Source organism: Pseudomonas duriflava, from assembly GCF_007830155.1.
Lineage (GTDB): Bacteria > Pseudomonadota > Gammaproteobacteria > Pseudomonadales > Pseudomonadaceae > Chryseomonas > Chryseomonas duriflava.
The window spans coordinates 1-26351 of the sequence record NZ_VLKY01000028.1; the positions used below are offsets into that span (position 1 = coordinate 1).

The 26351-nt window shown below is 49.4% G+C and carries 20 protein-coding genes and 2 pseudogenes; 10 read left to right on the forward strand and 12 right to left on the reverse strand.

From position 1 onward, the window contains the following. Positions 1-2591 (reverse strand): PAS domain-containing sensor histidine kinase (locus IQ22_RS21570; protein ID WP_145145882.1); only part of this gene is annotated, 2591 nt, incomplete at its 3' end. Between the two features lie 547 nt (positions 2592-3138). On the opposite strand from IQ22_RS21570, the gene IQ22_RS21575 reads away from it, so the two are divergent. From IQ22_RS21575 to IQ22_RS24190, 3 genes and pseudogenes are all read left to right on the forward strand, one after another. Next, on the forward strand, positions 3139-3324 hold the full coding sequence (locus tag IQ22_RS21575; RefSeq protein ID WP_145145884.1) for a hypothetical protein: 186 nt from the start codon (positions 3139-3141) through the stop codon (positions 3322-3324). Between the two features lie 434 nt (positions 3325-3758). Next, positions 3759-4751, forward strand: a pseudogene (locus IQ22_RS24185) (methyl-accepting chemotaxis protein); the annotation flags it as partial. A gap of 141 nt (positions 4752-4892) precedes the next feature. Next, entirely contained in the window at positions 4893-5606 is a 714-nt protein-coding gene (locus IQ22_RS24190) for a methyl-accepting chemotaxis protein (RefSeq protein WP_425298888.1), read from the forward strand. 407 nt (positions 5607-6013) lie between these two features. Here the strand turns inward: IQ22_RS24190 and IQ22_RS21585 are convergent, their stop codons facing one another. Both IQ22_RS21585 and IQ22_RS21590 read right to left on the reverse strand, forming a co-directional pair. Then, positions 6014-6280 (reverse strand): hypothetical protein, encoded by a 267-nt coding sequence (locus IQ22_RS21585; protein ID WP_145145888.1) that lies wholly within the window; start codon positions 6278-6280, stop codon positions 6014-6016. Positions 6281-6750: 470 nt separating this feature from the next. Further along, on the reverse strand, positions 6751-9072 hold the full coding sequence (locus IQ22_RS21590; protein WP_145145890.1) for a putative bifunctional diguanylate cyclase/phosphodiesterase: 2322 nt from the start codon (positions 9070-9072) through the stop codon (positions 6751-6753). 345 nt (positions 9073-9417) lie between these two features. On the opposite strand from IQ22_RS21590, the gene IQ22_RS24195 reads away from it, so the two are divergent. The 4 genes and pseudogenes from IQ22_RS24195 (at position 9418) to IQ22_RS21605 (ending at position 12916) form a co-directional block, all read left to right on the forward strand. After that, complete coding sequence (locus IQ22_RS24195) at positions 9418-9681, forward strand: MCP four helix bundle domain-containing protein (RefSeq protein WP_425298887.1); 264 nt, start codon at positions 9418-9420, stop codon at positions 9679-9681. Further along, positions 9678-9911 (forward strand): annotated as a pseudogene (locus IQ22_RS24310) (MCP four helix bundle domain-containing protein); the annotation flags it as partial. The gene IQ22_RS24195 and the pseudogene IQ22_RS24310, both read left to right, overlap by 4 nt. A 78-nt stretch (positions 9912-9989) precedes the next feature. Then, on the forward strand, positions 9990-11042 hold the full coding sequence (locus IQ22_RS21600; RefSeq protein WP_483247339.1) for a methyl-accepting chemotaxis protein: 1053 nt from the start codon (positions 9990-9992) through the stop codon (positions 11040-11042). Between the two features lie 380 nt (positions 11043-11422). Then, positions 11423-12916: a sensor domain-containing diguanylate cyclase gene (locus IQ22_RS21605; protein ID WP_145145896.1), complete on the forward strand. Its 1494-nt coding sequence runs from the start codon at positions 11423-11425 to the stop codon at positions 12914-12916. Here IQ22_RS21605 and IQ22_RS21610 read toward each other — a convergent pair whose 3' ends face one another. The 7 genes from IQ22_RS21610 to IQ22_RS21640 all read right to left on the reverse strand — a co-directional run bounded on the left by IQ22_RS21610 (position 12917) and on the right by IQ22_RS21640 (position 22335). Continuing rightward, positions 12917-13171 carry a hypothetical protein gene (locus IQ22_RS21610; RefSeq protein WP_145145898.1) on the reverse strand — a complete coding sequence of 85 codons (255 nt, stop codon included), beginning with the start codon at positions 13169-13171 and terminating at the stop codon, positions 12917-12919. 109 nt (positions 13172-13280) lie between these two features. Further along, on the reverse strand, positions 13281-13934 hold the full coding sequence (locus IQ22_RS21615; protein ID WP_145145899.1) for a response regulator: 654 nt from the start codon (positions 13932-13934) through the stop codon (positions 13281-13283). A gap of 186 nt (positions 13935-14120) precedes the next feature. After that, a complete protein-coding gene (locus tag IQ22_RS21620) occupies positions 14121-17396 on the reverse strand; it encodes a bifunctional diguanylate cyclase/phosphodiesterase (protein WP_158635474.1) in 3276 nt (1091 codons plus the stop codon). Positions 17397-18949: 1553 nt separating this feature from the next. Then, positions 18950-19249 (reverse strand): helix-turn-helix domain-containing protein, encoded by a 300-nt coding sequence (locus tag IQ22_RS21625; protein WP_145145901.1) that lies wholly within the window; start codon positions 19247-19249, stop codon positions 18950-18952. Positions 19250-19259: 10 nt separating this feature from the next. After that, positions 19260-19394, reverse strand: coding sequence for a type II toxin-antitoxin system RelE/ParE family toxin (locus IQ22_RS23705; protein WP_145145907.1), 135 nt, complete (start codon positions 19392-19394; stop codon positions 19260-19262). A gap of 19 nt (positions 19395-19413) precedes the next feature. Further along, positions 19414-20610: a GGDEF domain-containing protein gene (locus IQ22_RS21635; protein WP_145145902.1), complete on the reverse strand. Its 1197-nt coding sequence runs from the start codon at positions 20608-20610 to the stop codon at positions 19414-19416. A 96-nt stretch (positions 20611-20706) separates the two neighbouring features. After that, positions 20707-22335, reverse strand: coding sequence for a methyl-accepting chemotaxis protein (locus IQ22_RS21640; protein ID WP_145145903.1), 1629 nt, complete (start codon positions 22333-22335; stop codon positions 20707-20709). A 523-nt stretch (positions 22336-22858) separates the two neighbouring features. Here IQ22_RS21640 and IQ22_RS21645 point away from each other — a divergent pair. From IQ22_RS21645 to IQ22_RS21655, 3 genes are all read left to right on the forward strand, one after another. Next, positions 22859-23488 (forward strand): hypothetical protein, encoded by a 630-nt coding sequence (locus tag IQ22_RS21645; protein ID WP_244309368.1) that lies wholly within the window; start codon positions 22859-22861, stop codon positions 23486-23488. Positions 23489-23679: 191 nt separating this feature from the next. Beyond that, positions 23680-24093 carry a DUF6088 family protein gene (locus IQ22_RS21650; protein ID WP_145145904.1) on the forward strand — a complete coding sequence of 138 codons (414 nt, stop codon included), beginning with the start codon at positions 23680-23682 and terminating at the stop codon, positions 24091-24093. After that, positions 24068-25135 carry a nucleotidyl transferase AbiEii/AbiGii toxin family protein gene (locus tag IQ22_RS21655; protein ID WP_145145905.1) on the forward strand — a complete coding sequence of 356 codons (1068 nt, stop codon included), beginning with the start codon at positions 24068-24070 and terminating at the stop codon, positions 25133-25135. Before IQ22_RS21650 ends, IQ22_RS21655 begins: the two co-directional genes overlap by 26 nt. Before the next feature lie 186 nt (positions 25136-25321). Here IQ22_RS21655 and IQ22_RS23240 read toward each other — a convergent pair whose 3' ends face one another. Together IQ22_RS23240 and IQ22_RS21660 are read right to left on the reverse strand one after the other, a co-directional pair. Beyond that, positions 25322-25480, reverse strand: coding sequence for a hypothetical protein (locus IQ22_RS23240; protein ID WP_158635475.1), 159 nt, complete (start codon positions 25478-25480; stop codon positions 25322-25324). A 22-nt stretch (positions 25481-25502) separates the two neighbouring features. After that, entirely contained in the window at positions 25503-26024 is a 522-nt protein-coding gene (locus tag IQ22_RS21660) for a hypothetical protein (RefSeq protein ID WP_145145906.1), read from the reverse strand. Between the last annotated feature and the right edge of the window lie 327 nt (positions 26025-26351).

The window sequence follows — 26351 nt, forward strand, 5'->3', positions numbered from 1 at the left end:
TGCCCGGGTTCGGACAAGATGCGAATATGCCCCTTCGTCTGTTTGACATAGCCATACACCATGGAAAGCCCTAGGCCTGTTCCCTGCCCGATAGGTTTAGTCGTAAAAAATGGCTCGAATACTTTATCGATAATATCGGCAGGTATTCCTACCCCGGTGTCAGTCACGCAGAGAACTATATATTCGCCCTCTTTTAGGTCACCTGTTTCCTGAGTAAGACTATTGAGCTGTAACCGTGACGTAATAATGGTAATAGAGCCGCCGCTTGGCATGGCATCTCGTGCATTGATAACCAGATTGATCAGGACATTCTCAAGCTGATTACGATCCGTCCATACAAGGCATAAGCCTGTCTCTAATGTTGTAAGCAAGGCAATAGAAGGCCCTGCCGCCTGATGCAGCAGATCCTCAAGCGAGGCAACTAATTGATTAAGATCCACCGCTTTGAGATCAAGCGTTTGTTGCCTGGAAAAGATTAACAGTCGCTGGGTCAGTGCGGCGGCGCGCTGCGCTGATGTAGTCGCAGCTCCCATATAGCGCTCAAGCCTACTGGTACGCCCTGCCTCAAGGTGCTTTTGCATCAGGTCCAGGCTACCAATCACACCGGTCAGAAGATTATTGAAGTCATGAGCAATGCCTCCGGTAAGTTTCCCCACAGCCTCCATTTTCTGAGCCTGATGTAACTGTTCGGCAAGCTGCCGCTGTTCGGTAATGTCCCGCCCTACTGTATAGACGAAGCCTTGCTCAGGCACCGACGTCCAAGAGGTGAGCCGGTAGGAGCCATTCTTATGGCGAAGGCGCATCTCAAAACCTGTCTGATGCTGGTCCTTTTCCAGGTTGGCCATTTTAAGTGTTGTCTTGGCTATATCGTCCGGATGCAGGAGGGTCAAATAGTTGGTACCTACGAACTCCTCTTCCGTCCAGCCCAAGATACGAGTACACGCCTCGTTAACAGCAACAAGCCCACCGTCAAGACGTATTACGGCCATCATGTCATTGGAAAGATGCCACATACGGTCACGCTCACGGGTGCGGTTGGCCACTTGCCACTCAAGTTCTTCTTGTGAGCGTGTCAGAATTTCACGAGCTTCAACAATAGTTTGAATGTCAGTCAGACTGCCAAACCAGCGCGTTATTTTTTCATTCCGATATAACGCCTGCGCTCTGGACAAAAACCAGTGATATTGACCTAAACGATGCTTTAAGCGGAACTCACATCGAACAGGCGCTCCTGTAGCCAGGCTGTGCTGCCATATTTTCCAGATACGACTTTTATCATCTGGGTGGAGTAGCTCTGACCAACGGTGACCTTGTGCTTGATCATCCGCCATACCGGTGTATTCATACCATCGCTCATTAAAATAATCAGCGTAACCGTCAGGCCTTGCTCCCCAGATAATCTGTTCAATCGAGTTTGTTGTAGCCTTAAGCCTGGCCTCGCTATCAGCCAACGCCTCCTCAGTGAGTTTGCGCTGAGTAATATCCATAAACAGCACAGCCAGGCAGTCATCAGCAACTCTTCGCGCTCTGGCTTCAAACCAGCGTTGATCTAAGGCAATCACCCTTATTTCGAAAGGCGAAAGCCTGGTCTCTTCAAGCAAGTCGATATGAGCCTGGACTAACTCTTCGTGGGCCTCAGGAATGATTTCACGTATGGTACGGCCTACCACTTCGGTGGTTATGGGAATGCCAGTGTTCTGCCAGAAGGCTGGGTTAGCCTGCACGTAGCGGAAGTCACAAATCTGTCCAGACCTATCTCGCAGGGCTTCAACCTGATAGAAGCCCTCCTGCATACCGTCAACCAGATCGCGCGAGCGCACCTGGAGTTTTCGGGCAGCTATTGCAGCCTGTTTAAGTTCAGTAATGTCATAGCACACGCCTAGATAACAAGTACGCAACGCTTGATCTTGAACAAAGGCTCCACGCCAGGCTAGCCAGCGCTCCTGCCCGTTATCTGAGTAATCGACACGCGACTCAAGATATACGTGTGCATGCTTGGTAAACGTTTCTAAAGCAGTAACAAAGCGCTCCCTGTCTTCAGCATGTGTAAGCTCTTCAAGCCTGCCAATAGAAAGCGACGGCTGAACAGGCAGCCGCCAAAGCCGACAAAACTCTGCGGAAACCTGAAACTGGTCTAGAGCAGGAAGCCATTCAAATGTACCGCTGCTGCCAGCCTTCTGAGCTAAACAAAGGCGCTCCCCGGCTAGCCAATCGTCCGTACGATCTTTAATGATTCTAGAATAGCCAAGAAGCGCCCCATTCTTCTGCAGTACTGTTAATTCACTGCTAGCCCAAAAAGGACTGCCGTCACGCTTGAGTTGCCAGCCTTCACTTGTAAGACGCCCTAGCTCAAGGACGTCTTGCATCTCTTGTCCTGGCCAGTTCTCTGACGTGAAATAAAGACTGTAATGCGCTCCTATTGCTTCTTCTGCACTCCAGCCAAGCAAACTTTCTGCTGCCGGATTCCAGACTACGATCACACCTGAAGGATTTGCCACAATCACGGCAAGGTCAGCAGAGCTGTTAACAACCAGTTCCATGAGCGCTTGAGTTGATAGCGTCTCAATACCTTCAGGTTCGGGGTCTGGCATGAACAGATGCCTCAAGAAAAGATGAAAGTTATTTTTATAAGAGCTGGCACTATGCCTTCTTTCATCAGCATAGAACAGATTTTGAAAGTGGCACTGCTATCCAATAAGAAGCCAGACCGTTTAAGCCGGTAACTACAAATTTGCCTATACGCCTCGCCCTATGCTGCTATAAAGCTATTATCGAGACGCCTACTGTAGCACTGTCTAAGAATAAAAACGTATGAGCAGAGACCTGTACTTTCCAACTAGCGCCGCCAAGCAATCCTGGTATCACTTGATACTTGCTATCGAGCAGTACTCTTACAGCCTGGTCACCCATCAGAGGTAATTCTAAACAGTAGACTATGTCAGTATGCAGGTCGAAAGGGAGCAGAGATTGACCTCCTGAATGCGACTTGTTACTAAGACTAAAAGAATGACAAGAACATATCAGTGGCCAGCAAACGATTCGTTCGTCGGCCCAATGAGAACTGTTTGAAGTCTAGGGTTGCCCAATCAATTAAGGCGGCTTAAGCGGCATTAACCTAGATTATTCAGAGGAACGGTTATGAGCGATCTTGAACTCACTGCACGCATTATCCATTCCCTTATGCAAGAGCTACGCGCAGCTGAAAATAACGGTAGCCAGCAATTGATCGTAAAGCAGCTGCATCGCTTAACTGATCATTTGACTCGAGAAAATCGTCAGGAGATAAGCCGTATCCTAGCAAAGACAGACGCTCATGCTGCGTAGGACTATTGGTAGCGTTCCATTAGTAGCCATAAGAACTTGGACTATGGCTACTATGCTTATGGCTTCGTTTTAAAGAACATACATGTAATAAATTCGGAGCTAGCATACAGTCCGCTTGTAGTGATCTCAAAAGTCGCAGTATCGACAGATCCTCTTCTGCTCTTATAGCGTTTTCATAGCTTCATAAGCCAAACATCAGCAAAGGCTATGACCCTCTGACAGATGGCATTTCTTTCGCCAATCAGTTCCTTTAGTTCATCTACTCCATGCCGATAGAGCATGTCTTAAAACTGCATAACCAGGCTTTTTTAACAACAATCTCTAAGCCGGATGCACATGACATACTAGCGGATGAATGTATGAAAACCTGGTTTTTAAATCTTTCTGTCACCCAAAAATTAGGGCTTGGATTTGGCATTGTAATGGTGCTTTCCATGCAACTCGCCTGGACCAGTTGGAACAGCTTGGGAGGTCTTATCCAGCGCTCCGACTGGATGACCGATATAACAAAACTCAACAACTCGTTTACTGACCTTAGAATCGCCCGCCTGCAGTACATGATTGCAAAGGCTGACGAGACCAGCACCACTCGTGTCAAAAATGCTCTCGAGCGATATATGCAAGAGCAGCAAAAGGTACTTGAGAAATTCAAGAACCCAGCCAACATGGCTAATCTGAAACGCCAGAAAGAGGTAAACGAGCAGTACAAGCAGTCACTTTCAGTTATGGAAAATGGCTATGCCGTAGCAAACAAGACCAAACTGGATATGCAGAGCGAATCAGCCCAGGCGCAAGCGTTGGTTGATGTCCTGCTCAAGAGTATTGCTCAGTTGCCAGTGTATGATGAGAGTCGCTACGAAAAACTCTATAGTCTCTCGCAAACACGTGAAAACCTCTTGCATATCAGGCATCTGGTAAACGTGTTTACAGAAAATGTGAGTGCTAAAAATGAAAAAGCGCTGGCACTTGAATTTAGTGAAACGCTAACAGCCCTGGCAACACTGGGCAGCCATTATGCTGCCAGTCAGCCCAGCACGTTGCAAGAGCTAAACACGGTTATAGACCATTATAAGGAAACAGTCGCAGCCTATAAAAAAGCCACCAGCGACATCGCCAAGGCCCGTAAGGAAATGACCGAACAGGGTTATGAGCTCATCAAAATCAGCGATGCCTTATACACGTTTCAGACAGATAGGCTGGCTGCAGAAAGTTATCAGAGCCGTATTTTCCAGATCAGCAGTACGTTGCTTGTGATCGTATGCGGAATACTAGCCGCCTGGATTATTACACGTCAGATTACCCGTCCGCTCAAAGAAGCCTTGGTTGAAGTAGAACGTATTGCCTCAGGCGATCTGACCGCTAAGCGCCTGGTCAGCCGCCGCGACGAGATTGGTGTGCTGCAACACGGTATTGCGCAGATGGGCACGACCTTACGTGAGCTGATTACCAGTATTCATGAGGGTGTGACACAAATCACCAGGTCTGCTGAAAGCCTGTCCGCTGTGACTGCACAGACCAGTGCAGGCGCTTATGCTCAAAAAGGCGAGACCGATCAGGTCGCTACGGCTATGCATGAGATGTCCGCTACTGTTCAGGACGTAGCTCGCAATGCCGGAGAGGCCTCTCAGGCGGCCAACGAGGCCGATGAGCAGGCTCGCCAGGGCGATAATGTTGTCCGCAAAGCTATTTCCCAGATCGAGAGCCTGGCCAGCGAGGTCAATCGTTCGACCGAAGCCATGGCCGCTCTGCAAGAGGAAAGCGCCAAGATTGTAAGCGTTATGGATGTTATTAAATCAGTTGCAGACCAGACCAACCTGCTTGCACTTAATGCAGCTATCGAGGCAGCCCGTGCGGGTGAGGCTGGCCGCGGCTTTGCAGTGGTCGCTGATGAAGTTCGTAGTCTGGCTCAGCGCACTCAGCAATCCGCTGTAGAAATAGAGGTGCTGGTGGCCGGCTTGCAACAAGGAACACAGCAAGTTGCTACGATCATGTCCAGCAGCCGCACGCTTACCCAGGCCAGTGTAGAACTCTCACAGAGGGCTGGTGGCTCGTTAGAAAAGATTACTCGCTCCGTTGGCAACATACAGTCGATGAACCTGCAAATTGCTGCCGCGGCTGAACAGCAAAGCGCGGTTACCGAAGAGATCAACCGCAGTGTTATTTCTGTGCGAGAAGTTTCTGATCAGACAGTATCTGCCAGCGAAAAAACCTCAAACTCTAGTATGGAGTTGATGCAGTTGGGCCATGAGCTCCAAAACCTGGTAAATCGCTTTCGCGTATAACACGCCTCTGGATAGGTCCAGCACCTGAAATGCCACAGGTCATTTACACAACATGAACCTGTGGCAGAACTGGCGCTACAACACGTTTGGCTACGGGTAGAAAAGGCCTAAGCAAAGTAGGCTACTTTAGCTTACTTACCCTCTGCTCAACCCAAGCTAAGGCATCGGCTTCAGCTTTGTACTTAGGAGAAACAGCTTGCTTTCCGATAAACACAGCCCAATATATTTTTCCTCGCAAGGTATCAGACTTTACGACGAAGAAATCCATAGCCGTCCTTAGTTCATCTATTAAAATTCATGATTGGATATCTATCGATACAGGCCACAGAATACTAGTTACGAGTTAACAAAATAAAGACAAGTAATCTTAAATAAATTTATTGTTATGAAAAAATAAAGCTTGGTCTTTATGTAAATTTCTTAAAAACGCTTATACTGTCGAATGTGTTTTGCATAGCCAGCATAAAGCGGATCTCAGCTATAATGCTATGGAGTTGAGCCCAATCAACAATATCCGCACGCTTAATTATCTTAAATACACGCACTCCAGTCTTATTATCTAAGACAAACAGCTTAAGCTCACTTCCCTCTAAACCCTCGACATCACCAGATAAAAATTTGCACTGAATCTCGGCGCCGATTAACTCTGCTAGAAGGTCTTCGTAACGCGCCATTGGTTTACACCTGCTTGAAAGAACGTGAGGCCGTCATGATATACAGCCAGACATGTCATTAATGCTCTTTATCCTTACTTTATGGCAACCCATAAAATATAAATTAAATGAAATTTCAGAAAATGATTATGAGGATAAAGGAACCAGCCGTAATTGAGAGTTAAATTAAATAACTACGGCTGGCCCTGTAGGTAACACAACACAAATCACCACTTAATAAAACGCTAGTAATGCTATAAAACGCTAGGTTGGTTGATAGGACAGTACATCAAGAGGTACTCACATGCACTAAACTCAGGAAGCAACAGGTGCATCCCTTATATTTAGATATAGCCTATCTCACTCTATGTACAAGACCGTTCGTCAATCCAAACACAAGGTTTCTTAATCTTTTAGTACAGCGGTTCGGTTAGGTAAAGAAAGCTACCATGTCGCTGACAGCAGAGCGGTCTAAATGACGAAAGCATTCTTTAAGCCTGTTCAAAAGCCAAAGCTTTAGACACATGCATTAACTCATTCAATTGCTTTACATCCATGGGCCGGGCTAGATAATATCCTTGAGCCTGCTTACACCCCAGCTGAGCCAGCATATAGAGCTGATCTGGGGTTTCCACGCCTTCAGCGGTTATCACAAGTGACAACGCCCGACCCAAACCAATAATGGCCTCAATAATAGGACGGCCTTCTGCTGACTCGCATAAAGCTTTAATAAAGCTTTGGTCAATCTTAAGCCCATCGAGGGGATAACGATGTAGGTAGCTTAGAGAAGAATACCCAGTTCCAAAGTCGTCCATGGATAGTTGTACACCCAGCTGCTTAAGGCCCTTCATCAAGATCAACGCCTCCTCGGCGTTATCCAGCATAACGCCCTCGGTTATTTCAAGCTCCAACCGTTGGGGGGAAAGCCCTGTTTCCTGCAATACAGCCTTAACCCGCTCAACCAGATCATTGCGCTTGAATTCAACGGCCGATAGGTTGACTGAAACAAAAACGCTGTTATCCCAACTGGCCGCTTCAAGACAGGCTTGTCGAAGAATCCAATCGCTCAACGGAACAATCAGGCCGGTTTCCTCAGCAATAGATATAAACTGGGCAGGGTTTATATAGCCACGGATCGGATGTTGCCAACGGACCAGGGCCTCTGCTCCCACCAAATGCATGCCCTCTATGGCATAACGGGGCTGAAATTCCAGGCGAAGCTCATCACGCTGCAAGGCCAGCTTGAGGTCACTTTCAATCTGGCGTTGAATCAACAGTCGGGTATTCATCTCTTCAGTATAGAATTGCCAGCTATTACGGCCTGCTGCTTTGGCTTCGCACAGGGCAATGTCGGCAAAGCGAAGAATCTCATCGGCGCGATTGCTATCCCGGGGCGCTGACGCCATACCAATGCTGCAGCCAACACTAACCTCATGCCCTGCGATAGGAATGTTTTGACCGATACTTTCAATCAAACGCTCGCATAGCTTCTCGATAGCAGGTCTACTAGCCAAGCCATCAACTATCAGAACAAACTCATCGCCCCCTAAGCGCGCAATAAAGTCAGAGCCCTGTAAAAACGTGCTTAAGCGAGAAGCTATCTCCATCAATACACGATCACCGGCAGCATGGCCCAAGCTGTCGTTTATTAGCTTGAAACCATCCAAATCCAGGCAAAAGATTTGTAGTGGAAATTCCAGAGAAGGTCTGGCATTAAGCCTGGCTTGCAGAGTCCGGTACATAGCGCGACGGTTAGGCAGTCCAGTAAGCGAATCTTCCATCGCTTCGCGCTCTTGCCTTTTCATCATGACTGTTAAAGCCTTGTTAGCGTGCTCTAGTTCGCTTGTGCGCTCATGGATCTGCTGTTCAAGACGTTGATGCAAGGCGAGCAGCGACTCTTCAGCCTCCTTACGGGCCTGAATGTTCTGGATTACGCAGATAAAGTCTTCAGCGTTATGTGGGTAGGTCTGTTTAGTTACTGAAACCTTGACCCAGACCGTCTTGCCCTCTTTATGCCGATAACGCTTTTCCAATTGATAATGTTTGATTTCGCCTGTTTTCAACTGGCTAAACAGCTGGAGATTTGCGCGCAAGTCTTCAGGAAAGGTGATATCCCAAAAGCTCAGTCTGGTTAGCTCTTGATGACTATAGCCAACAAGAGCACAAAACGAACCGTTTACCTCTAGCCACATTCCTTGAGATGAAATAAGTGCGATACCAGCGCCTGCATGCTCGAATATAGCCCGGAAGCGAGCTTCACTTGATTTGAGCTTTCTGTCTGATTTTACAATCTGTCTTTCTGAAAGCAGGCATACCTCTCGAAGCTGAATTTCGCGCATAACAATGCTGGCAAGATCCTGAAGGATTTGCAGTTCAGCATGGCTCAGATACCGAGGCCGGGTATCAATGGCACATAGCGTACCCAAGGCATATCCCTCTCGAGTGCGTAAAGGCACCCCTGCATAAAAGCGTATATCCGGCGAGCCTGTAACTAACGGGTTGTCTCTGAAGCGATCGTCCTGCAGGGCATTGGCCACTATCATGACTTCGCTTTGCTTAATGGCATGAGCGCAGAAGGAATACTCGCGAGGTGTTTCCTTAGTTGGAAGCCCTATACAGGACTTGAACCATTGCCGATGGGTATCCACCAGCGAAACCAGAGCGATGGGCACCTGGAGCGCCTTTGCAAGCAAACGCGTAACGCGATCAAAGACGTCCTCAGGATTGGTATCCAGAAGATTAAGCGCATGCAGCAAGGCTATGCGCTCCGACTCGACATCAGTCGGGCCGGTTTCACTTTGATAAGTAGACATGATGTGATTTTAGTTGCGAGCGGATGTGGTTCTGCGCTTAACACGTCCTATCATTTAATAGCCAATCGAATGGCTAAAAACATAATCAGGCGCTAAGAGTTACCCAAATGAATTATGAGCTATGTATCGGCACCGATTGAGAATGCTTAAGAGGAGTGCCTAACGCTCTGCTATATCTTTCACTTTGATTAGCGGAATGCAGAAAAAGCAAAAGCGAGGAGTGCGATGCCCACCGGTAAAGCAGCACTATGTTTTACATTTTCATAAAGAAATAAAGGGGGTTGCCGATACGAGAGATAATATCCTTGGAGGGGTAATCCCTCATCCATGGAGTGGGATCGTTTTATGTCCTTTCGTAATCTTAGGGTTTCCCAACGGTCTGCGCTTGGGTTTGGCCTGATCGGGCTAATTGTCTTGATACTTGGTGTATTTTCGCTCAAGCAGATGGCTGACATCAGGGAGCGGTCCTCTGAGGTCGGTACCGGATGGATGCCTAGCATTGTTGCTCTGGGTGATCTGAGCGATAACATAATGCGCACGCGTATCTTTGCGCTACGTCTGGTGCTCATTAATGATTCTGATGTGGATCAGTCTACTCGTGAGTCTTGAATAGTTTCCGTACAGAGCTTGAGGGTCTTGAAGAAAAGTATAGTAAAACAGTCGTAAACAACGAAGAGCAAAGCCTATACGACAACTATCTCCACACCAGACTTAACTATTATCAAGTCCTCGATCAGATTATTGAATTGGAAAGGCAAGGTAAAACCGAGGAAGCCGTAAAAGTAGTAAGTGAAAAGCTAAACGTGGGCGGCAATGAGCTTAGGCAAAAGCTAAAAGCCCTTATTGATTTCAACAACCGAGGCGCCGCTACTGCATCAGCAAGCGCTGCACAGACTTACCAATCAACCCTGGCTGTGATGATTGGAGGAATCCTGATTGCTACCCTGCTGACTGCCATACTGGCTTATGTATTTACCCGTAGTATCGTACAGCCCTTGCAGGAAGCCGTACGGGTGGCTCAGACAGTGGCAGGTGGCGATCTTACCCAGGTGATTAGGGTTGAAGGCAAGGATGAACCAGCGCTGTTAATGGACGCTCTCCATAGCATGCAAGACAGTCTGCGCACCACCATTTTGCATATTGCCGACTCCTCCAGTCAGCTTGCCTCCGCCTCGGAAGAACTGCATGCCGTAACAGAAGATGCGAGCAAAGGCCTCAATAGGCAGAACCATGAAATTGAGCAAGCCGCTACAGCCGTAAACGAGATGACGGCGGCCGTAGATGAAGTCACTCAAAATGCAGTAACTACAGCTGAAGCTTCGAAAGAGTCAGATAAGACAGCTCGCCAGGGAAGAGACCAGGTCGTCAAAGCCGTTGAGTCTATTACTAGCCTTTCCACTGATATTACCTCCACCTCCCGTGAAGTCGAACAGCTAGCAGGTCAGGTCCAAGAAATCAGCAAAATGGTGGATGTTATCCGCAGCGTTGCAGAACAAACCAATCTACTTGCTTTGAACGCAGCCATTGAGGCAGCCCGGGCAGGGGAAGCAGGACGTGGGTTTGCTGTAGTCGCAGATGAGGTAAGAGCCCTTGCTCATCGGACCCAGACGTCTACACATGATATTGAACAGATGATTGCTGGTATTCAGCAGGGATCTGAGCGGGCCGTAAGCTCGATGCGCGCGAGTAATGAGCGTGCCCACACAACCCTTGAAGTTGCCCGTACGGCCGGCGATGCCCTGGAAAGTATAACCGCGGCCATGGGCAGCATCAGCGAGCGCAATCTAGTGATTGCAAGTGCTTCCGAAGAGCAGGCTCAGGTAGCTCGTGAAGTTGATCGAAACCTGGTCAATATCCGCGACCTGTCTATTCAAAGTGCAGCAGGCGCCGAACAAACCAGCGCAGCCAGTCAGGAGCTGTCACGTCTGGCAATCGACCTCACTACCCTGGTTGCACGCTTCAAGGTATGAGCATCCTCTTAAAGACAATATAAATCGCTTAATAGGGAGCTTATTGCTCTTGCAAGTAGTAACGCTCTACCGCCTTCTGACAGAGAGCTTACCTGCTCGCTTTTGTATCGCTTGCTCATGGAGGAGTCTGAAAGCCTGTCTTCAACGTGTCAGGCAACAGTCCTGACGGTTATGGCTATGCTGGTCAAGGATGATTTGGATCGTTCAGAGGAGGCTGCCAGCGTTGCAACTCAAGAGATTCTTAAACGGCTCATGCGCTAGCAGGTTTTAGTTTTTTAGGCACGACGCGGATAGAGCTCAAGAGATGGTTAGCTGAGCCGATCTGATAGCAATGCGGCATTATGATTTCTAGTGCGCTAAAGGCCAGGATACGTTAGCTGATGACCTCTTTATCCAAAACCAGACGCCTGTCGCCAAAGCGTCTTCAACAGCTCACTGTGCTTTTCGTGGCTCTGGTAGGCATCGCTATCCTTGGCCTGTATGCCTGGCACATGGCTGCTAACCGACAGCTCAGCCTGGAGGTAGGTCAGGCCAAAGCCTCAAGCCTGGCCAGGGTTGCTGCGCGAGAGATCGAAGCAGGTCTTGTAGGGGCTGATCTGATTGCAGCCGAGGGTGTAAAACGCATAGAGCAAGCCGGTCAGGATCAGGTCCGGTTAGAAAAAGCCTATCACTGGCTTCAAAGCCGTGTAGCTGCTCTACCCTACCTTCACGATGTGCGTGTTTACGATAAGGACGGTCGCCTCTTGATGGCGTCTCCCACAGCTTCGGCTGATTTGGGTGCGCCTGACTCCAGAGCTTTCAAGCATCACGCCATGCACAGGGATGAAGAAAGCCTTATCGGCTCTGTTATTAGTGACCCCTTGGCCAAAAGCGTGAAAACAACTGTCTCTAGGCGTATCAACTCTAAGACTGGTCAATTTGCAGGGGCGGTCCTGGTTAAGGTTCAGATAGACGCCCTGGCTCAGTTTAGCGCTGAATATGCTATCGACGCGGCAGCTGTTGAGCTTTTTCTGTTTGAAGGCAAAGGCCCGGTCGTCTCTTTGGCTTGGCCAGCGGTTGAATTAGAGGCTAGCCGTACAGGCCCAGCTAGCCATGAAGGCCAGCTATACGCTACTAGTCCATTGCACCGTTATCCTCTTGTTGTAAGGATAACCTTACCCAAACAGGCCGTATTGGCGCAGTGGCAGCGCGAGCTGTACCGCTCAGGTCTTGTTATTGCCTTGGTTATCATAGGCTTGGGTGTTTTCGGTTGGGTTCTGATACGCCAGGTCCAAGCGTTAGTTAGTGCAAAGCAGGCGCTTAGACAGGCGCATGATGCCCTGGAAAAGCTGGCCTTGCACGATGCCTTGACCGGCCTTGCCAATCGTCGTCAGCTTGAGGTGCTCCTGCCTGCCGAAATAGGCCGTGCCTGCCGGAATGCGCTGCCTCTGGCGGTAGTTATGCTTGATATCGACCACTTCAAGCGCTACAACGATCTTTACGGGCACCCTGCTGGAGATGAGTGTCTCAGGGCTGTAGCACAGGCTGTAAAGACAGCTATCAAGCGAGCAGGCGATCTGGCCGTACGGTATGGGGGTGAAGAAATCCTGGTACTGCTGCCAGGTACTGATGAAGCCGGCGCCTATCAGGTTGCTGAAAAAATCCTACAAACTATACGTGCCTTAGCAATAGAGCATAGCGGTAACACTAGCGGCATTGTAACTGCCAGTGCAGGTGTTTATGCCTGTTTTCCCAAACGAGACGACGTGACGCCTCAGGCGCTTATCAAGGCCGCTGACCAGGCGTTGTATATTGCCAAGTTTAGCGGGCGCAATAAGGTGCATTCAGGCCTTATAAACAAGATCAGCAATCTCATTCAGCGTAGCGCTGCCTGATTAGCCTATTCGCAGCCCTTCAATAACAACTGCGCTGTCAAAAGGAATTGCCTGGCTCTCCTGATTGCATAGCATAAATTCCCATTTGTCCTGCAGCACTGTTTGTACCTTGGGTAACGGTGAGAGGGGTATAAACCCTACACTAATCATGCGTACCATCTGAATGCCATCAAATCCCTCATCAGCAGACTCCACTAATACCTGATGGTCTGGTGGAAAGGTGCTTAACACCTCAATCAGCTCGGCAATGGTCATTGCTCTAATCTCTTCTGTTAAGCAACGGCTCTGCTTGTTTCAAAACCGCTGGGCTCTTGGAGCACTGTGTGTTCGGCTTGTTTTTTCTAAAAGAATTGGTAGACAGGCCCTAATCGTCCGGGCTAATGAGTCCTGTACGAATAGCGTACAACACGAGGGATGGCACATCATGCAGGTTAAGCCTGTCCATGATCTGCGACCGATGCGTCTCTACAGTTTTTATACTGATTCTCAAGCCATCAGCAATCATTCGGGTTGAACAGCCACGTACGAGCAGACGCAAGATTTCGATTTGCCTAGGGGTAAGCTCGGAAGCCTTTTCGGCTTTTAAGGGCACCTCAGGGGTAATGGCTGACTGGATTACCACCTGCGAAATACCTGGACTCAAATAGGACTCCTGGCGAGACAACGCTCGCAAGGCCAGTTCCAGCTCCTCAGCAGCGGCATCTTTAAGTAGGTAACCTTTAGCGCCTAATTTTAATGCAGCCAAAACATAGTCCGCCGTGACATGCATGGACAGCATAAGGATCTGCACATGAGGAAACGCTGCGCACCAAGCCTGCAGCGCGTCCAGCCCACTCATGCGCTTCATATTGATATCAAGCAGCAGGATATCGGGACTAACCTCGCTTAATATGCGCTCAACGTCCTTGCCATCCTGACCTTCAGCCACGACCTTATAGCCTGACACATCCTCAACCAGAGCCCTTAGTCCTGCTCTCACTAGTGCATGGTCGTCTACCAGAGCCACCTGCTTATCCACTTGTACCAGGATCCTTTATGCCGCCAGAGTTGGGCCAGAGAAGAAAAACGGCTGCCGCAGCAAAAAAGCCTGGAGTGGAGCGCTGCGACAGCCCAAGACTACCTAACAGTAAATCCCCTACTGCTCTAATCAGGACTGCTCACGGTTGAAAGAAGTTGCATCGTCAACGTCCGGTTTACACTGCCGCTAATTAACCTTAGGAGCTTTAGCGGGCATTGGCCGTCCCAAATAGAATCCCTGAGCCTGGTTGCATTTAAGCCGGATCAATAGGTCGAGTTGTTCCTGGGTTTCGACACCTTCAGCGGTAATCGTGAGCGAAAGCGCCTTTCCCAGGCCAATGATGGCCTCGATGATCGCCTCACCGCTGGCCGATGAGTCCATGGCGGCAATAAAGCTGCGGTCAATCTTGATGCCATCGAAAGGATAGGTATGGATGTAGCTAAGCGAGGAGTAGCCTGTGCCAAAATCGTCCATGGCCAGCCTGACGCCCAGCGCCTTAAGCGCCGTCATAACCGCCAGGGCATCATTGGTATTGTCCAGCATAACGCTTTCGGTAATCTCAAGCTCCAGCCGCTCAGGTGAGAGCTGGGTCTCTGCCAGCGCGGCACGTACCCGAGAGACCAGATCGCTACGCTTGAACTCGATAGGAGAAAGATTGACCGAGACAAAGGTATTATCCTTCCACTTTATTGCCTCCAAGCATGCCTGGCGCAGCACCCAGTCACTAAGCGGCACAATGAGCCCAGCCTCTTCGGCAATAGAAATAAAGCAATCCGGGCTTAAATACCCGCGGACAGGATGCTGCCAGCGTACCAGCGCTTCGGCTCCCATAAGAAGACCACTCTGTACCTCATAACGAGGCTGAAATTCCAGGCGCAGCTCATCTCGTCGTAGCGCAAGCCTAAGATCGGTTTCAAGCTGTCGCCGGATCAGGAGGCGACTGCTCATTCGCTCTGTATAGAACTGCCAGGTGTTACGACCTGCCGCCTTGGCCTCATAAAGCGCGATATCGGCAAAGCGCAGCAAATCATCGGCCTGACAACTATTTTCAGGCGCAGAGACGATTCCAATACTGCAACCAACACTAACCTCATGTTTGTTGATGACTACAGGCTTGCGCAGGCTTGTCAGCAATCGCTCACACAGCTTTTCAATAAGGGCTTTACCTGGTAGCCCACTGGCCACGATAACAAACTCATCGCCGCCAATACGGGCAACCAAGTCATCCTCACGCATGCATTCTTTTAGCCGGTGGGAGATTTCAAGCAGCATTTGATCGCCAGCAGCGTGGCCCAGGGTATCGTTAATCGGCTTAAAGCCATCCAGATCAAGATAAAGCAGCCACAGCGGATCCTCTCTGGAAGGATTAGCCTCTAGCCTGCTCCTGAGAAAGCTATACATGACACGCCGGTTGGCCAGTCCGGTCAGCGCATCCTCCTGGGCATCCTGCAAGCGCTTTCTTTCCTGGAGCTTACGCTGGGTGATGTCCTGCAGAAACGCAGTAAAGATGGTGCGCTCCTCAATCTGTATGGCCGTGACGCGTAGCTCGATGGGAATCAGCGCGTTGTCCTTGCGTAGCGCAAAGCGCTCAAGCACTCTGCCAACCGTGTTGCTTTGCCCTGTAGCAAGATAGTTTTTTAAATCCTCCCGGTAGGTTTCACGCAGGGCCGGCGGGATTATTAAATCCTCTATAAGCGTGCCAATCGCTTCCTCTCGGCTCCACAGGAAAACCTCTTCGGCCTTTCGATTCCAGGCCGTAACAGTGCCGACCTCATCGGTACAGATATAGACGTCACTGGTGTTTTCCAGGATTGCACTAAGTTCAGCCTCCCGCTTGTGCAGGTTCTGGACATGCGCCTGGGCCTCTTTTCTTAACAAATCCTTTCTGACAAGAAGGGCTTCCTTATCAACCAGCATTTTTTGCAGCTGCGTATTTAGACCTTGCAGGGTGTTCTGCATACGCATATCAAGGATGGCCCGCCCAAACGTGTGAGCTGATTCTATTTCGGCCTCGGACCAGGGTTTGGCCTGATAGCGCACCGTTTCCTTCCAGTCGTCAAACGACTTTCGCGGCGTTAGCTGTCCTGGTACCGCCCCTGGCTCTGCAGGCTTATGCGGATTGCCGGCCCAGTTTATCGTCTCAAGGTATTCAGCCCGAAACCACAGCAGTACAAACGGCGCTTTATGCGAGACCACCACCGCCAGTAGACCACTAGCCTGAGCAGCATAAGCTCTGGCAGGTCTATAGTGGTCTGAAAGGTTTTTAGTCGCAAATATGGTAGGTACATAGGCGTCGATAAGCCACTCGACTAGCGCCTGGGTCTGGTCTTTAGAGGGTGTACTACCCATCAAGGTCAGCTTGCCGTGAAGCAGAAGGGCGGCGCCGTCTGCCTGGACAAGATGCTGAACCTCTTTCAGATAATGTTGAACGCTTTCATCCGTAGCGGCCGATCCTGCCAGTTTCTTGAGCAGCTCCTCTCGTGCACGAGCTAAATGCTGTGCCTGGGTATTGACTGCTGTCTCTATACGCGTCTCTATCAGTTGCGCAAGGGTTTGGGCCAGCAGCTTGCAGGCCTCGCGTATTTCATAGGGCACTAACCTGGCAGACGTATGGTGGCAGGAAACGAGGCCCCATAACTGCTCATCCACAATAATAGAAACAGACATGGAGGCTACAACATTCAGGTTTTTGAGATACTGAAGATGGATAGGCGAAACGCTACGCAAGCTGCAATCGCTCATATCCAGGGGCTGGCCTGTACCGGGATTGAGTTCGGGAATGAGTGGAGCAGGGGTGTATCCTCCATCGGGGATTACCCGGATAGGGCTCTTAAGATAAAGCGCACGCGCCTGTCTGGGAATGTCAGAAGCGGGATAGTGATGGTTGAGAAGGGCATCAAGGCTGTCAATCTTGTCTTCAGCCGCGACGAGCCCTGTTTCATCCTCCAGAAAGCGGTAGATCATTACCCGATCAAACCCCGTCAGCTGGCGAAACTCCTGAGCGGCACTTTTGAGCAGGCCTTGCAGGTTGGTTGTGGCGCTCCAGGCCGTCGTGATGCGACGAATTTTGCCAACGCCTTGCGCAGCGGTTAGCGGATGCGCAGAGGAAGGCTCAATCTCCAAAAGCAGCACACCACTACAAACATGTGCGGTCAGATCCATTTTCTTGTCAGGCATACCTGGCATGGCTAGTGAGCCCAGATACACGGGCTCAGCTGAATCAGGCTCAACCAGTAAAAGAGAGGAGGCGGCTTCAGCTCCCAGAGCCGTAGCGACAGGCTGTCCCAGCAAATCATCAGGAACCCTGGATAAGAACCGTAAGGTATCACCGGCGACCTGTTGAATAACCTGCATGTGAGGGTCGACTGCCAGCAAAACACCGTGTGGCTGAACTGATCCAGGAATATGAATCGGTTCTTTATCACACTGGGAAAGATCAAGAGGCTGGGTCGTTTGATCCATAACAAAAGGTACGCCTGATGGCTGGTGTACGGGTAAAGCAACAGCCTCACATACACCAGGCTGCGGCTTCGCTTGCTCTAGGTCTGAGTCAAGACGCCACCATTGGTTCGCCATAGGCTGCAAAACTTCTATGCTTCTTTAGCAAGGCTGCTGTTTTAACAAAACATTAAGAGCAGAGATGTTTGGATAGATAAGGCAAACTTGTCAGCCGTGCGTCTGTGTCAATCACCTTGACCAGAAGGCAGTGCTTTTCCGTTTGCTAGGCTGGGTGTACGAGGAGAGAGATGGGTATAACAATAGAAAAGCGCTTTCTTGAAGCTGACTGGGTTGTCAGACTCAATCATATGAAAGTGGCATTTTCAACTGAAGCGCAGGCACGGGCCTATGCGGATCGGTTGCATGCTCGATTAAGTGCCACTCATACAGCTCTCATAGGGGGATATGAAGCATGAGCTAAACAAACCCTCAGAAAACAGGAATAGCCTGATCAATTCTGACGGTTCCGCCTGTTAGCCTCTTCAGCTATGCGGCGAGCCCTTTTCTCTAGGGAACTTGAGCTACTCGTCTTTTTTGTAAACCCAGCCTTTGTGCATAAAAAGAAAATAAACAGGCCAGTAAAAATTGAAAGTGCTACTACCCAAGTGTTATAGGCCGCAACGCTGGGAATACTCACAATCAAAAGCCATGGCAGGAGCACTACGGCAATCAATATAAGAACGAGTAGAATGGCAAAGCGCATCTTGTCTTCCGGGCAAAGCGAGCATTTTACCATGTGCCCTATATCCAAGCCGAGTTAATGGATAGAGGCAAGCCACAGAGGCAAACAAGGTAAATACAGATTAACGGGGTAGAACTCCTATGCCACTACTCAAATACTCATCCAGACTGCTCCAGCATAGCCAGTTGCAAAGAGAACGTGCAATCCGGGACGATAGTGACGTGCTAGTTGAGCCAGCCAATGGTCCTGCAGGTATTGGCAGGATAAGAGTCTGTCGTTACGCCAGGGTACGATTGTCGATGCCACCCTATCCATGCCCCAACCCAACGAGAATGTCGAGCTGATTACTACCCGCTCCAGATGTGCCATCCTAGAGACAATGCTGCTTCAAACCATATACCTGGACAAGACAGTAAAGTGATGTAGCGTCAGGCCTTTACCAGGCAACACTTATCGGCGAGGCGGAGCGTTCCCGGGTAGCCGACAGGTCCGGAGAAAGGCTTAAGGCCAATTTGAGTATGAGTCAGACCATCCGTAAAACACTAGCGAGTACATTCTTACTATCGCTATGGAACACAGCTCATCTTGAAGCCGGCCACGTTGCTCATATGCCATGTCCAGCCCCTCGATGCCATTGCAAGGTACGTCATTGACGTAACAAGGCCATTCAATAGATCCGCTGGTAATTCCTGTCCCAGCTATAACCATACTACTTTGTGGGAGCATGAATGTCTTAGTTGTCGAGCCAACAGGGGGTTCCGTTCGATTTAACGATTGAAGTATCCGTAGCTATGGATAAGGTTAATATCTACCTTTTCTTGACTTAGATGTTTATCTAGATAGCAGGATCATGATCAGGTACAAGACGAATCTCTACACGACACCCAACGGCTTTAGCTGCATTGGAGAGAGTGGCAATCGTCATTCCAGGGTCACGCTCATCAAGGGCGCGATCGACTAGAGTTCTGCTGGTATGCATACGCTCGGCAAGTGCCTTTTTAGTAATATTTTGCTCTTTCATGGCTTCGGTTAGCTGCCATGCAATAACACGCTTGAGGGCGGTAGCAGAGACTTCCTCAAAAATGCCTTGCTCAGACAAGAAATCATCAAAATCAGAACCGATATGCTTGTTCATTCAAGCCTCCTCACAATAGAGATTTCCTTTGTTTGGCTGTAGCTAGATCAGATTTAGGTGTCTTCTCTGATTTCTTTATAAAGGCAACCAGCCAGAGCGTCCTGTCGATGAAGTAAGCTGTCGTTAGACATATCGATACCTGCAGGTGAAACTCGAAGAGTTAGTCATACGGTGGTTTCTGCTGTGAAATCATGACAGGGGCCTGCCAGGTGATAGCATCGTTTGCCTGCCAGTTTGGCTTGATACATGGCCTTGTCTGCAGAAGCCAATAGGTTTTCAGCTGTAACTCCATACGTTGAGAAAGCAATACCGATGCTGGCACCTAATGCGCCCTTGGGTACTCCTTCCAGTGGCGGTGAAGCCTCAAGACTATCAATCAATCGCTGTGCTACACGTGCCGCGCCTTGTTCGTTCTGATTTGAGGTTACAACAACAAACTCATCTCCGCCCAGGCGTGCAAGGAAGTCCGACTCCCTTAGTTTGGATTTGAACAGACTGCAGACCCAGCACAATGCTGTATCGCCGGCGTCATGTCCCAGGGTATCGTTAACTACCGAGAAACCATCAAGATCGATATAGAGCAAAGCGATAGAATCGTCGTGCCGAGCAGCCGTTGCCAGGCTTGCGTCCAGCCAGGAGCTAAGAAAACGGCGGTTAGGTAAACCTGTTAGAGGATCATGCGTGGCCTCAATCGAAAGCTTTGTGGCCATGTCTTTCAAGGCCCGATTAACCAGGCGAATATTCCAGAAGGCTAACGCAACCATGATAGCGATCACGAGGAGCCAGGAGACAAATAATCTTTGAGTCAACTGAGTACGGTTTTGCGCCTCGTGAAGTAACTTTTCATGTACCGTTCGATAGTGGTTTACATGACTCATGACAAGATCGTGAATCCTGATCATATGGTCTTGTCCTGCGTTTGAATTGACTATCTCCAGCGCAGCACTAAGTTTCCCCTGTCTTCGTAACGTAATCGTTTTCTCAAGCTCTGCCTGTTTGAGTTGTATTAGCGTACCCAAGTCGTCAGGTAAGTTCTGATCTGCATAGATATCAGCCCTTATAAGCATGGATAGCTCTTCAAATGAGGCCTTGAGTGCGTTTCGTCCTTTCTCGAAGGGCTCCAGATAACTTGCATGGCCCGTCAAAAGATAACCCCGCTGGCCTGTTTCCATCGCTTCGATATTCTCATAGAGGTCACGAAGTGAACGGGTAGTGGCCTGGGTTCTATCTTCCTCCAATCGCTGCGCTATGAGAATCTGTGACTCATTTATAAAGGCAACGCCGCCTAGAATGGCAAAGAGCAGGCTTGTAATCAGAGCGACAAGACTGGGGCGAATATTTGACTGGGTTTGAGAGGGCATGCTTTAAGCATTTTAGTATGTGTGGTGAATAGGCTAGTGGATCTCCTTAAAGCAAGTGAGATCCACTACTAAACCAAGGGTTCGGCTATGCAGCTGTCAATGACCGAGTTTAAAATTTCGGACCATTGCATTAAGGTCTACTGCTAGGCGTGAAAGCTCCTGGGTGGCTACATAGGTTTGCTCGGCGCCGGCGGCAGTTTGCACAGACAGTTCGCGAATACTGACGAGGCTCCGGTCTACTTCACGAGTCATGTGCGCCTGTTGCTCTGACGCGCTGGCAATAAACAAATTACGGTCGTTGATATCAGCAACCGTAGAGGTAATGGAGATCAAGGCACTACCTGCTGCGTTGGCCTTGTCAAGTGTGCTTTGGGCTCGCTCGACACTGCGTTGCAAGGCTTCTACAGTCTGACCTGTGCCCTGATTAACACTGCCAACTATGGACTCAATTTGCCGTGTCGATTCGTCTGTTCGTTGAGCCAGAGCACGTACTTCATCGGCGACTACAGCAAATCCTCGACCTGCTTCACCGGCGCGAGCTGCTTCGATGGCTGCATTCAAAGCCAATAGATTAGTTTGTTCAGCTACCCCCCGAATAACATCCAGGATCTTACTGATATTAATCGTCTCCCTAGCCAGCGTCTCAGCGCGGTCAGACGCACTCAAAACATCGCCTGTCAGGGCCTGAATAGAGGAGATGGCATCAGATAACTGGACTCGGCCCTCTTGAGCGGCCCGGCTTGATGCCATAGAGGCTTCGGATGTGGATACTGCACTGCTAGCCACTTGCTCAACAGCTGAGGTCATCTCGTTAACGGCCGTAACGGCCTGCGCGATCCGATCGTTCTGCTGATGCAAACCCCGCTTACTGTCCTCCATTACCGCACTCATTTCCTCGGCGGAAGTGGATAGCTGCTGGGCTGAGTCGCTGATATGACCAATTGTCTGTTTCAGGTTCGATTGCATGGCGGCAAGTGCCTGAAGCAGCTCAGCGGCCTCATCCCGACCTTCTGACTTGATGGGATGGCTTAGATCACCGCTGGCGATATACCTGGCAAGTTCCAGCGCCTGGCCTATAGGCTTGATAATACTGGAGGCTAGAAGCAGGGCCAGTACAACTGTTGCAGTCAATGCGATTGCAACAGCCATAAAGATAACCAGTTGAGCCTGGCTGTAGATGCTCGCAGCGTCTTGGCCCATCTTATTAGCCTCTTCATGGTTTATCTTCTGCAAAAGCATACTGACGTCATTAACTGCGATACCACGCGGAGCCAATCCAGTATTGATCAGGGCGGAGCCTTCATCAGGCTTGCCTTGAGCGAAAAGAGCTTGTACCTGAGCCAGAATGCTCATGTACTCATTAAATACCGTTTCAAGCTTTGAGATCGCCTCTTGCTCTTCATCACTTGAAATCAAGCGTTGATAATCACGAAATGAGGCATGAACCTGAGCGCTAAGCTTGCCTATCATCTCATTGGCTTTATCTTGCACAGCCTTGTCCGGATTTGCAGCGAGCCGCAAAACCTCAACACGCATCCGTGTAATGCTCAGTGCAATCTCATCAGCCTTGGCGAGGCTAGGCATTGAGTCAGATTCAATAATCTGGCCTGCGCTCCGGATATCGGCCATTTGCTTTAGATTGAAGCCACCTAATAGTATGAGCAAAAAGGCAACGATGCCAAAGGTGGCTAATGTGCGATGAGAAATTTTTAGCGCTCTAAACATGATTGACCCAAGAAAGTGTGGAGATAGCCAGAGCAGACATAACTGTGGCGAGAGCTATAAATGATGACTCATGGGTGCATATCGGATTTAATCGATATTTCTTTAGACTAACTAAAGTTATATGAAAAGAATAAAGACTGATCCATTCCTTCTGGATAACTATTTACCGATGGATTAAGCGCAAATCAATCAGGGCTTTTACTAGGGAAACGCCTGATTCAATCCATCCGCACGATTACCTATCCTCAATGGTTACAATAGAAACCTTAACTCTCTGTTAGGTTATCTTTCTCTTTAGATCGATTCGTAGGCTCTGCTATTTGAACTTAAATGATAGCTTTAGCGCCCAGCGAAGCATGAGGATTTAGATTCTAAAGTAGCTCAAATCTCGGCCGACGCTTACTCGACATCATTATTTCCATAAGGTTAGCCGCATCTGTTTATTGTTGCCTTGAAGTTCGCACACAGTGACACACTAGACATAGAGCGTTGGCCTTATATTGCTTTGCTTACTTGAATCGCCATGTCTAAATACCGAAACGAAACCCGCTCGGCTGATGGAGAGTCGGAGCGCCTGGCGCTATTACGTTCCCTTACTCTCCTGGATACTGCTCCTGAGCAGGTCTTTGACCCTATCACTCGCCTGTTGGCCAGGACACTGCTGTACGCTGAAATCCATCCAGACCATGGAATCACTCGAAACCGGACTGACGACGGCTGGTATGTAGCTCCAATCAGGAGCGGAGAGTCTCCCAAGGCCTTTTTCGATGCGGCATACTCACACGCCCCCAACGCCAGCTACGCAGCTGCCAAGGCTTACAACGATGCCTTGCGCCCATATACCGATGCAGTACGCCACTATGGAAACCAGCGTAGTGATAAAGGCCGTCCTGACCTACCTGTTGGAATCACGCTGGCCACACGCACCAAGCTCAATCGGGGCGGCAAGGGTTCACAGTTGCTCTACAGCTTCAAAGTGACGCCTCTGAGAGGAAAGCCGGTTAATGTCTACATTAGTACCGCCAATACCTGGGAGCTTAATTTTGCCAAGGCACTGGAGAGGGCTGTAGCAATCAGAGAAAAGAGCAGGGAGGCGTTATTGAAGCGTGCTCACACGAATATTGCCCGCGTTTTTGAACAAGCACAGAGTTAGTGGCAAACGAGCAAGATTTAACTACTTCGTTGTGATTCGGTATGACACGCGCCAGCACACGTTTTCTTCAATGATAAGCTAGTGCATGGATGCACAGTTTTTGTAGCCTAAACCCCCGTAAATACTGGAAAAAAGTGCAATCTAGAGCTAGAGTCACCTTGTGAGCTATAGCTTTGGGTTAGAGGTAAGGTATGAAACTTGAAGATCGCATGAACCGCTCAATCAAACAGCGCACAAGCGTGGTCATCTTGCGCTCAGACTTTGCCCATATGGCGAGTGACTCTCAAATAGGCCGAGTATTGGCTCGCTTCGTTGCGGAAGGAAAGCTCATCCGTGTCAGTAAAGGTGCATTTGCCAAAACACGTATCAATAAGTTTACCGGCAAGCCTACCCCTGCCGGTACTCTGGAGACGATTGCAGCTGAGCTTTTTCGCAAACTCAATATCTCTGTAAAACCAAGCTACCTGGTGGTGGAATACAACAGCGGAAAATCAACTCAAATTCCGATGGCAACAACTGTGAATACGGGACGTCGACGTATTTCGCGAAAGGTTACGGTAGGAAACAGCACGTTGACCTATGAAAAAAATTCCAGACGAGCTTAGGTCTGATATCGAAGATGCTGCTACAGCAGGACTGCTAGGCAACCTGCCCGCTGTCGTTGCTGAAAAAGATCAGCACATTACCGACGCACTTCGCTCTTTAGCTCAAATGCAAGTAGTGCATACAGCACGACAAAGGAATCGCCGTAAGGAAGATCTGGCACCAGAATCGATCGACGTTGCTACGCGATTAGTTTTTGCTGGTGGGACCTGCCTTTCGAAAGCTCATAGTCTAATCGAGCGCATGTCTGAAGATATTGACATTAAGGTCATATTGGATGATGTACCGGAAGGCTATGTCTTGCCCAATGGAATAGGAAGTCGGGGCCGTCTAAAGGATTTGCAGCAAGAGGTTGAGCGGCGCTTGACAGAAATGGGCTTTGAGTACGTAGTCCATGATGATGAGGATAACCCAGTCTCGCGTGACAGCAGACGCTACTACTGTCTGCTGGTTTCGTATAATGCACATTTTCAGGATGTGTCTGGCGTACTGCGCCCCCAACTCAAGCTTGAACTGATTCACCGCCCCCCGATACTAGCCGCAGAGATGCGCGAGATGGGATATATGCTTGACCAATTTATCCCTCGGCAAGCGGCCCTCCGTTTCTCCATGCCATGCATCACGGTAGCAGAGACTTTAGCTGAGAAAGTGCTGTCGCTATTGCGGCGCTGTGCCTGGAACTGGGATGGGTATCAACGCGGTGAGTTTGATACAGCATTAGTGCGTCACGTCTACGATGTCTGGCGTATTACTATTAGTCAGCCTGATGCCATCGATCCCGCCTGCCAGATCTTTGCGCAATTGGTCGATAAGGATGTAATGGAGTTCAAGGGACAGCATCCGGAATTTGACAAAGATCCCTATACGGTACTTCGGCGTAGCTTGGCCGCAGCAGCCAACCATGAGGAGCTGAAAGCGAATTTCGAGCAGCGCCTGAAGCCGTTGCTTTATACAAACGATAAGCCGGATTTCCAACCTTGTTATGCCGCCTTCGCTGCTGTTGCAGAACGAATGCTGAATATAGGACAAGTCAATGGAAACTAAGGTAGAACAATGGGGATAGTAGTCTCTAAATCTGATGTAGCCATGCTATTAAAAAAGATTTTCCTCAGCTTACTGCCTTAATTTGAAGCTGATTTGCCTGGTAACCCTCGGTATGCCTACCGATGCACTTCGCATAACATAAATTATGTTAAATAACTAATTTCCAGATGACTCTGCCTTGCCAGCCTACAGCGCTACAGCGATCATCAAATCTGCCATACCGATCAGAACTATAGAGCCCAGTCCTGCCGCCATCGCTACCCAGTAGCTGACCTCTTTCTTAACGCGAAACACATATCGAAGAACCTTACGGCCTAGCCATACGACCTCAGCACCATCATCCATGCCTTTCCATCCGGCTTGGTTTTTAATGAACTGTCTTCAAACCTGAGCGCTGGCTGTACAGCCGTGCCTCAGCCTGGTCCGTGCTTTCGCCTGTTCTTTGCATGTGCTCGGATAGTTCCTCAACATCAAATCCAACCTGATCACGCTTGGCATTGTTGACGTCAGCCATGACACGCTCTGCATTACGCGACCATTCGCTGACAAGGTTCTGCGTATGCATCATGTCCTCTTTAACCCATGCTCGTGGATCTGTGCTCTCTGTAGTCAAGAGTCCTAGCGTGTGGCCTACGGCAGGCAACAGAGTCATATAGAGCGTGACCCAGCAGATGGGCTCCATCGGTTCGGTCGGATCAATCAGGGCATTGTGCAGATATGGCGCTGGACTTGTCTCATCCAGCTCGTTAGCTATCTCAATGATCAGATCGACGATTTCCTCTTCCTGAATTTCTAGACCATCCAGCTTGAGCGCCATATGCAGAAGGTGGATCAGCTCAAACAGCGTATTTACTCTGGAGTGGTTCTGATCGGGTGATATTGATGTCATGGCTTACCCTTTGTTTGTTTGAGGCAACAGCATAAAAAACCGCCCGAAGGCGGTTCGTCTGCACCAGAGCTCATTGAGCTATCCTCTCAAGCCTCGTTCTGGAGACGGCTTTCAATATACATGCGTCCAAATCGCCAATGATCAATGGGTCTGCAAACACACCTTTGACGGCTATTTACTCGGGCGCGCAACGCCAGCTGCCGGCCATTAAGAGCGCGGTAGCCTTTTAATATGAATTTCCTCCGCCCCAGCTGGTTGGTGCAGGCTTCCAGAAACAGCATTATTGCGACTGGCGTGCTCAAGCCATTCTGAAAAACAGAGCCTTGT